Source organism: Enterococcus sp. DIV1094 (genome assembly GCF_017316305.2).
GTDB lineage: Bacteria > Bacillota > Bacilli > Lactobacillales > Enterococcaceae > Enterococcus_B > Enterococcus_B mangumiae.
Window position 1 is genome coordinate 266426 of record NZ_CP147250.1, and the last position, 13044, is coordinate 279469.

Sequence of the window (13044 nt, forward strand, 5' to 3'; positions counted from 1 at the left end):
CATTTAACTTCTTTTTTCACCAATGATTCGTACTTCTGTTTCTAGTGTCACACCAAACTTCTCTTTGATCACTTCTTGGATATGGGCGATCAGTTCAGTGTAATCAGTCGCTGTGGCATGATCGATATTGACGATAAAGCCAGCATGTTTTTCCGAGATTTGTGCGCCGCCCCATCTCAAGCCTTGTAATCCTGCTTCTTGGATCAGTTGTCCGGTGAAGTGGCCCACAGGTCGTTTAAAGACACTGCCGCATGAAGGGTATTCCAATGGTTGTTTGGATTCACGCAATTGTGTCAACTCATCCATCCGCCCCTTGATCAGCTCATAATCACCAGGTGTCAATTGGAAGCGTGCTTCTAAAACGATCGCATCCATCTTTTGTAATTCACTATGTCGATAAGAAAATGCCATTTCCTCATTTGTCAGCGTTTGGATCGTACCGTCGCTTAATAATAAGTCGACTTCTGCAAACACGTCCTTGATCTCACCACCGTAAGCTCCCGCATTCATGTAGACCGCTCCACCGATACTTCCAGGAATCCCGCAGGCAAACTCGAATCCTGTCAACGACTCGGCTAATGCTGCATAGGTCGTATCGATCAACTTCGCACCCGCTTCTGCGATGACCATCGTGCCTTCTACTCGGATCTGGTTCATCTCCGTCAGCATGATCACTACACCACGAATCCCACCGTCTTGGACGATCAGGTTACTTGCATTTCCTAACACTAGCCAAGGGACTTCGTTTTCTCGACAATAATCAACTAGCTGCTTGACTTCTGATTTTGTTTTTGGAAAAGCTAACACATCTACCGGACCACCGGTTTTAGTAAATGTATAATGTCTTAATGGTTCATCAAGCAACAGATTCAACTCTGGATTTTTTCTTACGATATCTTCTTTATTCACTGAGGACTTTCCTTTCTTTTCAAACGTCCTCATCATTCTATCACGCTTAAAACAATCTTGCCAGTCTTGCTCAAAGCTGATGACGATAAAGGTTATTCAACATTTCTTCACAAAGCGCATGGCTATCGTAAATGCCAGTTTGTTTCAACTTTTCTTTGTCTGGTGTCGTTTGTTGGATCTCTTCAAAAAATCTTTCGACCATTGGCACAAAGCCGCGTTTGCTCAATGTTGTTTCCCAATCACCGAATTTTTTCATTTCTGTCGTATTTGATTTACGGATGACTAAGTCTGTCAGATCGCTCAACTCATACGTTCCCTCTTTACTCGTCACTTGGTAAGTTTCGGTATTTGCACCACTTGCAAGATCCATCGTGACGATCGCTGTTTGATTCGCTGTTTCAATTTGCAACGTCGCCACTTCCATAAAGCCTTCTTTTTCTCTAATGTGAGAACTTGCTTTGATCATAGGCTCATCCAATAAATATACTGCTGTATCTACCAGATGCAGAAATAGATCGTAAATCACAAAAGCAGTCGTTTCTTTTGCTGCAATGCGATTTTTTTGTAACTGGATCAAGCGCTTTTCTGGAATCGCTTTTAATTGTTCGACCATTGGCGCAAATCGACGATTGAAGCCAACCATCAAAGTTACTTGGTGCTGTTTTGCCAATTGCTGTAACTCTTCGATTTCTCGAAGATCAACACTTAACGGTTTATCGATATAAACATGGATCTTATTTTCTAAACATTTTTTTGCCAGTTGAAAATGAACGCTTGTCGCCGCATGGATCATACATGCTTCAATTCCTTGTTCGACTAGCTCATCAAGCGATTCATACAAATGAGTAAATCCATAGGTTCTCTTCAGACGCTCTTTCGTTTCCTGATTACGTGTCGCAAAATAAAAATCGATCATTCCTTGTTTTTCTGCATATGTGGGTAAATATGCTTTTTCAGCAATATTCCCTACTCCTACTACACCAATTTTCATCTTTTCCCTCCTGGTATCTATTATTACTCTTATCTTACACTATTTTTAATAAAAATGAGGTACAATATAATCGCATAGATACGATAGAGAAGGAGCGTGTTTTTTTGAAACTGATTTCGTGGAACGTTAATGGTTTAAGAGCCATCGTCAATAAAAATTTTTTAGAAACATTCAAGGAATTTGATGCAGATTTCTTCTGTCTCCAAGAAACAAAACTACAAGAAGGACAAATCGATTTAGATTTACCCGGGTACCATCAATATTGGAATTATGCGGTTAAAAAAGGATATTCAGGTACCGCGATTTTTGCGAAAGAACCGGCATTGAACGTTTCTTATGGCATGGGGATCGATGTGCATGATCAAGAAGGACGTTTGATCACATTAGAATATCCAGAATTTTACTTAGTGACTTGCTATACGCCAAATTCACAGAATGAATTGAAACGACTGGATTATCGCTTAGAATGGGAAGCTGCTTTCTACGATTATCTAGAAGAGTTGAAAAAACAGAAATCGGTAATCGTCTGTGGGGATCTAAATGTTGCCCACGAGAAAATCGATTTGAAAAACTGGAAAACAAACCAAAAAAGTGCTGGTTTCTCAATTGAAGAACGAGAAGCGTTGACCCATTTACTTGATAATGGTTTTGTGGATACTTTCCGTCACTTCTATCCAGACCTAGAGGGTGTCTATTCTTGGTGGAGCTACCGCTTCAATGCACGAAAAAATAATGCAGGTTGGCGTATTGATTACTTCTTGACGAGTGAAGATTTGACGTCACGCTTAGTTGATGCAAAAATCCATACCACGATTTTAGGTAGTGACCACTGCCCTGTCGAACTGATCATCGAATAGCAAATAGGGATAGCAACGGAAGAAATTGGGTAGCCCAATTTCTTCCTGAGATCCTTGAACCTGACAGAATTTACTTTTTTACATAATGTTAAACGCTATTTCTTTTTTTAGAAATTTATGTTATGGTTTATTTTTTAAAGGAGGCTTATTTGAAAATGAATTTTATCGCGATGGACTTTGAAACTGCGAACCATCAATCCCATAGCGCTTGCTCTTTAGCACTTGTGAAAGTGGAAAACAGTCAGATTGTCGATGAATTTTATACCTTGATCCAACCAGAAACACCATTTTTCTGGCGTAATATCCAAATCCATGGTATCCGTCCTGAAGATGTACGTCAGGCACCTAAATTTCCAGATGTTTGGCATAAAATCGAAAAGTATTTCCAAAAAAACCGATTAGTTGTGGCCCATAATGCTGCCTTCGATACAAAAGTATTGGCTGGTTGCTTGGATTACTACCGACTGCCCCAACCTAATTATCTTTCGTTATGTACGGTCAAAACAAGCCGACGATTATTTCCTGAAATGCCTAACCACCGATTAAATACGGTTTGCGAGAATTTAGATATCACATTGAAAAATCACCATGATGCGTTAGAAGATAGCCGAGCTTGTGCGGAGATCTTATTGTATCAGGAAAAATATTTCGGGACAGACCCTTTGAAAAAATTAGTGACAGTAAAATAGTTCTACTAGCTAAATGGACGATCACATGTGTCTAAAAATAAAATAAGAACCTGAAAAGTGGTCGACTTTTCAGGTTCTTGTTTTGTAAAATCATCTTCACTTCATGCCTCAATCGTTCTTTTCATCTTGATCGTTGGCACTTTATCTTGTTCGATTAATTCAATATTGCTTCGTGCTTCTTCTTGAAAGCCCATTTTATGATACAGGTGGATTGCTCGCTGGTTATCGGCCAATACGTCAAGTACCAATGTATTAAAGCTTTCATTTTCCGTTGCCCAGATGATTGCCTCTTCTAAAAGGATCGTTCCTAAGCCCATCCCCCAATATTCTTTCAAGATACTGATCCCTATTTCACCTTGTTCAGGTAACTCAGACTTAGGGGCAACAGAAACGACACCGATCACTTGTTCATTAATAAGGGCTAAAAACAATAAGTATTCTGTGCTTTCTTTTATTCGGGTCAACTCAACTGCGAGCACTTCTTTACTCATTCCAAGCGAACGCTCATCAATAATAAAGTAATCCGTCTCTTGTTTCGCTTGATTTAGCATCTTTAATAATCCTTGGGCATCCTTTTCATCGGCTTCTTTGAGCGTCAATTCGACCTCACTTGTCATAGCTACCCGCCCATGCTTCAAGGATACGCTTTTCAAACGCTTGACTCTCTGATCCATATGATTGGAATTTCACATACCTTTTTTCTAATTCTGTATCACTTTTTTCAAGAATCAGTTCCAAATAATCTTCAGGTAAAGCATCTTCTAATAAGTTTCCCCATTCGATGACAGATAGTCCCTCACCTTCAAAATATTCATCCAAACCTAGATCAGCACCGCTAGCAGCAACACGATAAATATCCATGTGATACAAAGGTAATCTTCCTTGCGTATATTCTCGAATGATCGTATAGGTCGGACTTTTGATCATTTGATCGATTCCTAATCCTTTAGCTATTCCTTTAGTCAGTGTCGTTTTACCTGCACCAAGATCCCCAGTCAAGACTAGGTTATCTCCTGGATGAGCAACTTTTCCGATGATTTCTGCTAGTTGATCAGTCATCGCTACACTTGTTAATTCAATCATCTTCATTTCTCCTCATTCTTTTTTGTCAGTATAACGTGTAATCCAACAAAAAAAAAGAAAAGAGTCAGGAATCATCCGTTCTCCCTTTCTCTTTTCCTTTTATTTACACTGTTCGATTAATCTAATAATGTTTGTGCGCCTGTAATGATCGCTAATTTGTAAACATCTTCTTCATTGGCACCACGAGATAGATCACTTACTGGTTTGTTCAAACCTTGTAAGATTGGGCCGATTGCTTCAAAGTTACCAAAACGTTGGGCAATCTTGTAGCCAATGTTTCCTGATTGTAATTCTGGGAAAACAAAGACAGTTGCTTGACCAGCGACTTTAGAGTCAGGAGCTTTCAATTGTGCGACTGCTGGTACGTATGACGCATCAAATTGCAATTCGCCATCAATCGTATATTGAGGTGCTAATTCTTTCGCAATTCTAGTTGCTTCAACAACTTTGTCTACTTCAGGAGCTGCGGCAGAACCTTTTGTTGAGAAACTCATCAAAGCGATCTTTGGATCGATATCAAATAATTCAGCTGTTTTTGCTGACTCAACAGCGATTTCTGCTAATTCTTGTGCATTTGGATTTACATTGATTGCACAGTCAGAAAAGACATATTTTTCTTGATCTCTTCCGCGAACCATGATCATTGCACCACTTGTACGGCTTACACCTGGTTTTGTTTTGATGATTTGTAGTGCTGGACGTACTGTATCTCCAGTCGAATGGATCGCACCAGAAACCATACCATCAGCAATGCCCATATATGTAAGCATTGTTCCAAAATAATTGACATCTTTTAGGATTTTTTCAGCTTGTTCTTTTGTTGCTTTTCCGTTACGTCGTTCAACAAAAGCTTCAACCATTTCATCCCATTTTTCATAATCATTTGGATTGATGATCGTGAAGTTAGATGTTTGGATACCACGTGCATTGGCCGCTGCTTCAATCTCTTCTTTACTACCGATCAAAATCGGTTCAACTAATTCTTCTGCTTTTAAACGTGCTGCTGCTCCTAAAATTCTTGCATCCGTTGCTTCTGGAAACACGATTTTGATCCCGCGACGTACAATTTTAAATCTTAAACTATCAAACAATTCCACAAGATGACCTCCAGTTATTTTTATTAACTACCATGATACACTATTATTAAAAAAAAGAACAGTTTTAAATTTCTGTATCAGTCAAAAAGTGGATAATAATTAACTTTTTCACATAATCTAGACAAACTGCACTATAACAGGAAAGCGGTGTATCATTACACTGTTTTAGGCAGTTGCCAATCAATTGGCGTTTCCCCTAATGCAAGCAACGCATCATTCGTTTTTGAAAAAGGTTTTGAGCCAAAGAAACCACGATGGGCAGATAATGGGCTTGGATGAGGCGCTGTTATTATAATGTGACGACTCTTGTCGATCATTTTCATTTTTTCCTGCGCTGGTTTGCCCCAAAGAATAAATACGATCGGTTTGTCCCGTTCGTTCAGTTTCTCAATCACCGCATCGGTCAACTGTTCCCAGCCTTTCCCACGATGTGAATAAGCTTGTCCTTCTCTGACAGTTAGTACGGTATTCAATAGTAGAACCCCTTGTTTGGCCCAACTTACTAAATTTCCATGCCCCACAGGTTCGATCCCTAGATCATTCTTCAATTCTTTGTAGATATTGACTAAAGATGGTGGTGTTTTTACTCCTGGCTGTACGGAAAAAGATAGACCATGCGCTTGATTCACACCATGATAAGGATCTTGTCCTAAAATCACTACTTTCACTTCTTCATAGGGAGTCAGTTCTAACGCTTCATACACATGGTACATATCGGGATGGATTTTTTGAGTTGCATACTCTTCTTTCAAAAAATTTCGTAAACGCTGATAATAGTCTTTTTCAAACTCATCAGCTAATCGATCTTGCCAACTATTGTGGATGATTTTTTTCAAATTCCCCACCTCCTATTTTCCAGAATAACTCACAAATTATTTGTTAACAAGTCAAAATCTTCCCTCCTAGTTCGTATTAGTATGTTAAACTAGGGAAGAGAAAAGGAAAGGAACGGTAATGACATGATCAAACTAATTGCCTCTGATATGGATGGCACTTTACTCGATGCACACATGGGTATCTCAACAGAAAATACTGACGCGATCCGCTTGGCAAACGAGCTAGGCATTGAATTTATGGTAGCTACTGGACGTAACGCTCAAGAAGCACGAGCAGCTTTAGATGAAGTAGGAATCGAATGTGCGATGATCACTTTGAATGGCGCACAAGTCTATGACAAATCAGGAAAATCGCTTTTTACAGTACCGATTCCAAGTCCCCAAGCAATGACTGTAATGGATATTTTAGACGCAAATGGCATTTATTATGAAGTAGCAACAAATCAAGGGCTATATTCTGAAAGCCAACCGAAGAGAATCGAAAGCTTCGCCTCTTCCATTGCGACTCATATGCCTCACTTGACTTATAAAATGGCGATTGCCATGGCTTCCGCTAATCTTGAACTTTTACACATCACTTATGTTGATAGCATACGTGAATTATTACTTGATGAAAAATTAGAAGTGTTAAAAATCATCTGCTTCCACACAGAAGGGGCACGCATTTTAGGACCTGTCGGGAAAGAAATCAGTAGTTTAGGCGAACTGGCAGTGACTTCTTCTGGACAAAACAATATTGAGATCAATCATAAGAATGCTCAAAAAGGAATCGCAGTGGCGCACGTCGCACATGAACGTGGTATCAATTTAGACGAAGTGATGACGATCGGGGATAATTTCAACGATGTCAGCATGTTGCAAACCGCTGGCGTTAGTTTCGCCATGGGAAATGCAGAAATCGAAGTCAAAGATTACGCAAAATACGTAACAGATACAAATCTTGAATCAGGTGTTGGCAAAGCCATCTTGCGCGCAATCAACGAAAATCTATAGTTGTTTGAAGAAAAGAGGGGAACAAACATGTCAGAATTTTTCATTCAGGAAAAACAGCTGAGTCGTGCTACTCGGACGATCGTCAAAGACGAAAAAGGGAAATCACTTTTTTTGATGGTCGGCCGTTGGGGAACGAAAGGAGATGCGTTGTCTCTTTATGCCATGAATGGTGATCTAGTCGCACATATCAAGCAAATCAGCCTGACATTTGGTACACGCTTTGAACTTTACAAAGATTTCGAAAAAGTCGGTACGATGCAAAAGATTTTCAATTGGCCAGGAGATTTTTATTATATCCGCCGATTACATTGGACTGTACAGGGAGATATCTATAATCACCGCTATCAGATCCAACATTTCAATGAACCCATCATGGAAATGGACAAAGCAACGCTCTTTACCGGTGATTACTATGTTCTTGATATCCCAAATGAAGAGAATGCCCCTATTTGTATCTGCATCGCTGCTGTCCTTGATTATTGGCTCTATCGAAAAAACAAAGACAAAGAAACACCTCTTTCTTATCGCTTTGATGTTAACTAAAAAACGAACACAAGGAATCCCTTGCGTTCGTTTTTTAGTTAACATGTTTTCTTCTATAGAAAAGAAGTGTCACTACATAAATCAGCATTGTACCTACCATGATCCACAAATTATTTCTTTCCCCATTTGTTTTAGGGAAAAATTGTTGGTTTTGTGATTGTTCATCTTTAGCTGAAGGACCACCGTTATTGCTGTTTGATCCAACAACTACCCCTACTTTGTTTTCACTTCTATCGGTCCCCACAGTATCTACTCCATCGCTCTCTGTTGTCACTTTTTCGCTATTCACAGGTTCTTCAGAGGTATTTGTTGATGAAAAACTGCTAGTGGTAGTGGTGTCTGAATGATGCCCCCGGTTTCCTGAATCCGAGCTGCTTTCACTTGTGCTTGGCTCGGTACTGCTTTCGCTCGTGCTTGGCTCGGTACTGCTTTCACTTGTGCTTGGTTCCGTACTGCTTTCGCTCGTGCTTGGTTCCGTACTGCTTTCACTTGTGCTTGGTTCCGTACTGCTTTCGCTCGTGCTTGGTTCCGTACTGCTTTCACTTGTGCTTGGTTCTGTACTGCTTACACTTGTGCTTGGTTCTGTACTGCTTTCGCTCGTACTTGGTTCCGTACTGCTTTCACTTGTGCTTGGTTCCGTACTGCTTTCACTTGTGCTTGGTTCCGTACTGCTTTCACTTGTGCTTGGTTCCGTACTGCTTTCACTCGTGCTTGGTTCTGTACTGCTTTCACTTGTACCTGGTTCTGTACTGCTTTCACTCGTGCTTGGTTCTGTACTGCTTTCACTCGTGCTTGGCTCGGTACTGCTTTCACCTGTCTTATCATCCGTATCTGTGGCAAGAAAAATTTCATTTGGATCCCAACGGTTTGTTGTGGCATTTAAAGTAACATTTTTCCCAATGATCGTTCCATCCTGACTTTGGTTGACCGTGATATCCGAACAAGGGGCAATAATCGTTCCTTGAAATGGTGCATCAATTGTCAGTTGTCCAGTTTTAGTCCCAAAATTCCAAGAAATATTGGCATCAGAAAAATCTTCTGTTTGATGGTTTGAGCGATCATTATATTGGATTTGTGAATGCACAGTGAAATCTTCTGGTACATCCACCACGTTTATGACAATCACTTTCCCATCAGGATTATTGATTCGCAATGGTGTGTTCATTGCAAGAACCGAAGCATCCACATTGATGATCAAAGGTTCATCACCTTCAATACTTGTACAATCGATCACACGATTATTCATGTCGGGAAAATCAGCAGTTGTATATGTTTTTGATGAGTCTGATGTCATCAGCTTATCTGAAGCTTCAATCAATCGTTCAAATTCCTTTTCAAAATCAATATATTGTTGACCTGGTTGATCTTGATAGAATTCATCTTGTGTTAGATGATCCAATCTCGTCCCGTTGACCACAACTTTATCATTTTCACTCGTGACCACATTTCCCGAACCCACAATAAATTCATTCACGCGGGTATCAGAAGCAGAGGTCTCGACTGAACTGCTAATGTTCTCTATAACCTGTGCATAGTTGATCTCGTTGTTTAAATCTCCTGTAGTGATCGAGGTACCGAAATTATTTGTGGCTGATAACACATCCGTTGCTACATTGCCCTCTGTATGCGCATTGATCGTTGTTTTTTCTTTTGCGAATACATGGAACTGAGAAGCAATTCCTAGTAGTCCATAATCACCAGTCAAATCATCATAGACACTTCCTGGATCTTGTGGAATAAATGTTTCGGCAATTACTTGGATTGGAAAACACAGATTGATCACCAAAGCCGATAGTAGGAATAGATTCAAAAACTTGTTCTTAAACATAATTTCATCTCTTTTCATAAATATATGAATTTCCATAACATAAAAACATTTGTTATTATATTCCTAATAACCAATAAAATAAACACTTTTTATGAAACTTTTCTAGAAATTCACATTTAAATAAGATTCTATTTATTAGATAATTCCTCTTTAATCGCACTTTTAGTTATTTTTAACTTAGGTACTACATTATGTTTTTATTTTTTCAAAAAAAAAGACGTATCTTCTTCAGATACACCTCTTTTATTTCTAACTATTGAGTATTATAACAAAAATCACTCGACGATTTTCTTTTGCATATGATCATAAAGATGCCCACTGATCGTACGTTCGCCCACTACTTTGAAGCCATGACGTTCGTATAATTTTCTAGCTTGCGGGTTTTGCTTATCGCAGCTTAGTCCAATGGCATCGCGGTTTTGTTTTTTTACGATCGGAGGTAATGCTTCTAGCAAAGAGGAACCGATCCCTTGTCCTCTAAATTCTTCAGAAACACAGATTGAATCTAAATACCATTCATCAGGAAAGGTTTCTCTATCCGCAAACATTTCCACCTGTTCATAAATACCATGTTTTTGCAACACTTTCTCTAATGGTTGATCGATAAACGACTCTTCTTCGTCTGTATAACCATAAGCAATCCCTGCTACCTTGCCTTCTCGCTCGTCAACGATCCCTCTTGTATAGCTGTAGCGATAGTCTGGATCTGTGATTGCTTCTTCTAAGATCTCCAATGTTTTTTCTTCTCCGTACTTTAAAAGAAAGGGTAGATCCATATCTTTCAAAATAACTAAAATAAGCGGAGCAATCGCTGCCGCATCTTCTTTTCTTGCATTACGAATCATTTCTGACACTCCTTTTTTTCATTCTAACACAATGAAATCTAAGAGCAAAACAGCTAATTTAGATAATCCTCGATTTTTTGTGTCACAAAGTACCCATTCGAAACGATTGTTTTCGCTTCAAAGCGGCAATAGGGACAAACGATCGGCATCTCTTTTTTTACGTGTTCTACGATATGGTTTACTTCTTCATAAGTGAATTTTTTTCCACAGTTTGGACAAATCATTTTTTGCATGATTTCCTCAATCCCTTCTTTTTTTTACACTTTTAGCTTACTCTTAACTACCAAAAAAGAGAAGTGAAACCCCTTCTCTTTTAAGCGCTGATCAACACGTCTTCTAAGTGATTCTTGCCATCTACGGCTATCCGATAATACAACTGACCACTTTTTGTTGTGATTTCCCAACTTTTTGCTTTTCCTTGCTGTTTTCCGACTTTATGGACCGCTTCTTTCATAGCAGTCTGCGGATGTTTCACTTGCTGGATCGTTTTTAAACTAAAGAATTGCCCTGGCTCTTTCTGACTTTCTTCCACAACTCTTGACTTTCCTGAGATTGGGTTCACTGTTACGACGCGATCAGGAGTATAAAAAATATACTCATACATTTTTTTGTTACTTTGTTCTTCCTTTAATTGGTTGAACTGGATACGGCTAACTTTCTCTTCTTGGTATTCGTCTCGTAAGATAGTCACTGCTTTTTGCAATGAAACTTGATATTCTTGGTCACTGATGTCATCAAAGGAAAAGTTTGCATCCAATAGTCCTAATAGAGCGGCTAAGCTGACAATGATGGCGATCGACGTTGCAATGATTATTTTTTTCATTCGATTCTCTCCCTGTTTTCTTTTTAGAATAGCAAGAATCATAAAAGAAAAAAATCGAATGAAAGGAAGAAAAAGTGACAAATTTGTTACCTATTCATGTAATTCGAGGGGCAAACCGTCTGGATCAAAAAAGAAGGTCATTTTTTCTCCTGTAAAGGTATCGATGCGGATCGGTTCAGTTTCAATGCCCAGTTTTTGCAATTCAGCTACGGTTTCTTCAATTCTTTCTACTTTGAATGCTAAGTGTCTCAAGCCGCAAGCTTCTGGATAACTTGGTCTTTTAGGTGCATTTTCAATGCCGAAAATCTCAAGCTCCATCTCACCTAATTTCAAATCTAATTTATAATCTCCACGGTCTTCTCGATAATTCTCACGGATAACCTCAAACCCTAATAAATCAACGTAAAAAGTGCGTGACTTTTGATAATCTGACACAATGATTGCGACATGGTGGATCGTTGTTAAATTCATCTCTACACTTCCAATCTCTTTGTTTCCTTTATCTTATCAGGACTTGTAGGAAGAACAAAGATTTTTCTCCCTCAATACAAAAAAACAGGAACCACATCGCGTGGCTATCCTGCTTTTTCATTATTTGTAATGCAAATGTATTTTTTCAGAAAACAATCAAATCGAATAATAACATATATTTTTTTAAAATGAAAGACTAGAAATATTTTTTTAAAGGAATACAATAATTTGTGTTCAGAAAATAATAAAACACTATATATTGTGTTCCAAGGAGTTTTTTACATGCGTAATTATCTAAAATTTTTAACTCATCAATTGAAAGGCTGGCCTCAACAGAATTATTATTTATTCTACTTTAGTTTAGGATGCCAAGTGATGACTCTAGTCAATCAGCCAATCACTTGGTTAGCGATCATTACCTTTATCGGTACTAATTTAGGTGTATTATGTATTTTATCGATCAACGCCGCCAAATCAGTCAATGGTATCTTAGGGATACTTTCTGCTCTTTGTTTTATTATCGTTGGTTTTTCTGCTAAAAATTACTTGAGTATCGGTGAACAGATTGCCTATATGGTTACTTTAGATATCCCTGTATTGTTAAGTAAAGAATGGAACCATAATATGGCTTCTAAAATTCGACAATTTAGTGGAAAAAGTTGGTTGATCGCCATAGCTGGTACTATTTTGGTTTACTTGGCGTCTGGTTATTTGATTGGCACGTATACAGATGATCCTCGTCCTTGGATCGATGCGATTGCTTTTTCAATTAGTCTGTCTGCTGGTATCATTAGCTTCCTTCGCTACAACAATCAATATTATTGGTGGCTTGCTTCCGGTCTTGCACAAATGGTTCTCTGGTATGTCTCATATACTCATGGTTCTGCTAGTTTAGCGATGTTTATCAATAGCTCAGTTTACTTGATCAACGACTTATTAGCCTTTACTGTATCCCCTTGGTACAACAAAAAAGAAAGAGAACGAATGCAACGAATGGAAGCGGAATACTTTTCACATCATGTTTCTTGAGACTTGCACTAGAAATTAATTTGTTCTTTCAAAATCATTAGCAAAGCGAG

The 13044-nt window shown here is 38.7% G+C and carries 16 protein-coding genes; 5 read left to right on the plus strand and 11 right to left on the minus strand.

The features are described from left to right. Positions 1 to 3 precede the first annotated feature (3 nt). Together murB and DOK79_RS01280 are read right to left on the minus strand one after the other, a co-directional pair. The gene (gene murB, locus DOK79_RS01275; RefSeq protein WP_206858758.1) at positions 4 to 909 is read right to left on the minus strand and encodes a UDP-N-acetylmuramate dehydrogenase; all 906 of its coding nucleotides are present in this window, start codon (positions 907 to 909) and stop codon (positions 4 to 6) included. Between the two features lie 70 nt (positions 910 to 979). Then, positions 980 to 1900: a Gfo/Idh/MocA family protein gene (locus DOK79_RS01280; protein WP_206858760.1), complete on the minus strand. Its 921-nt coding sequence runs from the start codon at positions 1898 to 1900 to the stop codon at positions 980 to 982. Positions 1901 to 2004: 104 nt separating this feature from the next. Between DOK79_RS01280 and DOK79_RS01285 the strand changes: the two genes are divergently transcribed. Both DOK79_RS01285 and DOK79_RS01290 read left to right on the plus strand, forming a co-directional pair. After that, positions 2005 to 2757, plus strand: coding sequence for an exodeoxyribonuclease III (locus tag DOK79_RS01285; RefSeq protein ID WP_206858763.1), 753 nt, complete (start codon positions 2005 to 2007; stop codon positions 2755 to 2757). A 155-nt stretch (positions 2758 to 2912) separates the two neighbouring features. Then, positions 2913 to 3446, plus strand: coding sequence for a 3'-5' exonuclease (locus DOK79_RS01290; RefSeq protein WP_206858766.1), 534 nt, complete (start codon positions 2913 to 2915; stop codon positions 3444 to 3446). A 101-nt stretch (positions 3447 to 3547) separates the two neighbouring features. Here DOK79_RS01290 and DOK79_RS01295 read toward each other — a convergent pair whose 3' ends face one another. The 4 genes from DOK79_RS01295 to DOK79_RS01310 all read right to left on the minus strand — a co-directional run bounded on the left by DOK79_RS01295 (position 3548) and on the right by DOK79_RS01310 (position 6462). Continuing rightward, complete coding sequence (locus tag DOK79_RS01295; protein ID WP_206858768.1) at positions 3548 to 4063, minus strand: GNAT family N-acetyltransferase; 516 nt, start codon at positions 4061 to 4063, stop codon at positions 3548 to 3550. Continuing rightward, the gene (gene tsaE / locus DOK79_RS01300; protein WP_206858776.1) at positions 4053 to 4529 is read right to left on the minus strand and encodes a tRNA (adenosine(37)-N6)-threonylcarbamoyltransferase complex ATPase subunit type 1 TsaE; all 477 of its coding nucleotides are present in this window, start codon (positions 4527 to 4529) and stop codon (positions 4053 to 4055) included. The genes DOK79_RS01295 and tsaE overlap by 11 nt, the downstream gene beginning before the upstream one ends. 116 nt (positions 4530 to 4645) lie before the next feature. Beyond that, positions 4646 to 5626 (minus strand): phosphate acetyltransferase, encoded by a 981-nt coding sequence (pta, locus tag DOK79_RS01305; protein ID WP_010734762.1) that lies wholly within the window; start codon positions 5624 to 5626, stop codon positions 4646 to 4648. Between the two features lie 155 nt (positions 5627 to 5781). Next, positions 5782 to 6462 carry a uracil-DNA glycosylase gene (locus DOK79_RS01310; protein ID WP_206858781.1) on the minus strand — a complete coding sequence of 227 codons (681 nt, stop codon included), beginning with the start codon at positions 6460 to 6462 and terminating at the stop codon, positions 5782 to 5784. A gap of 123 nt (positions 6463 to 6585) precedes the next feature. Between DOK79_RS01310 and DOK79_RS01315 the strand changes: the two genes are divergently transcribed. Both DOK79_RS01315 and DOK79_RS01320 read left to right on the plus strand, forming a co-directional pair. Then, positions 6586 to 7455: a Cof-type HAD-IIB family hydrolase gene (locus DOK79_RS01315; RefSeq protein WP_206858782.1), complete on the plus strand. Its 870-nt coding sequence runs from the start codon at positions 6586 to 6588 to the stop codon at positions 7453 to 7455. A 27-nt stretch (positions 7456 to 7482) separates the two neighbouring features. Next, complete coding sequence (locus tag DOK79_RS01320; protein ID WP_206858783.1) at positions 7483 to 7998, plus strand: LURP-one-related/scramblase family protein; 516 nt, start codon at positions 7483 to 7485, stop codon at positions 7996 to 7998. 34 nt (positions 7999 to 8032) lie between these two features. Here DOK79_RS01320 and DOK79_RS01325 read toward each other — a convergent pair whose 3' ends face one another. From DOK79_RS01325 to DOK79_RS01345, 5 genes are all read right to left on the minus strand, one after another. Next, entirely contained in the window at positions 8033 to 9826 is a 1794-nt protein-coding gene (locus DOK79_RS01325; RefSeq protein ID WP_339092689.1) for a DUF4573 domain-containing protein, read from the minus strand. Positions 9827 to 10101: 275 nt separating this feature from the next. Next, positions 10102 to 10671 carry a GNAT family N-acetyltransferase gene (locus DOK79_RS01330; RefSeq protein ID WP_206853965.1) on the minus strand — a complete coding sequence of 190 codons (570 nt, stop codon included), beginning with the start codon at positions 10669 to 10671 and terminating at the stop codon, positions 10102 to 10104. Positions 10672 to 10724: 53 nt separating this feature from the next. Continuing rightward, on the minus strand, positions 10725 to 10904 hold the full coding sequence (locus DOK79_RS01335) for a hypothetical protein (protein ID WP_019723704.1): 180 nt from the start codon (positions 10902 to 10904) through the stop codon (positions 10725 to 10727). 80 nt (positions 10905 to 10984) lie between these two features. After that, the gene (locus DOK79_RS01340; RefSeq protein WP_206853967.1) at positions 10985 to 11494 is read right to left on the minus strand and encodes a hypothetical protein; all 510 of its coding nucleotides are present in this window, start codon (positions 11492 to 11494) and stop codon (positions 10985 to 10987) included. A 90-nt stretch (positions 11495 to 11584) separates the two neighbouring features. Beyond that, positions 11585 to 11965 (minus strand): VOC family protein, encoded by a 381-nt coding sequence (locus DOK79_RS01345; RefSeq protein WP_206853970.1) that lies wholly within the window; start codon positions 11963 to 11965, stop codon positions 11585 to 11587. A 282-nt stretch (positions 11966 to 12247) separates the two neighbouring features. On the opposite strand from DOK79_RS01345, the gene pnuC reads away from it, so the two are divergent. Then, positions 12248 to 12994 carry a nicotinamide riboside transporter PnuC gene (gene pnuC / locus DOK79_RS01350; RefSeq protein WP_206853973.1) on the plus strand — a complete coding sequence of 249 codons (747 nt, stop codon included), beginning with the start codon at positions 12248 to 12250 and terminating at the stop codon, positions 12992 to 12994. Positions 12995 to 13044 lie beyond the last annotated feature (50 nt).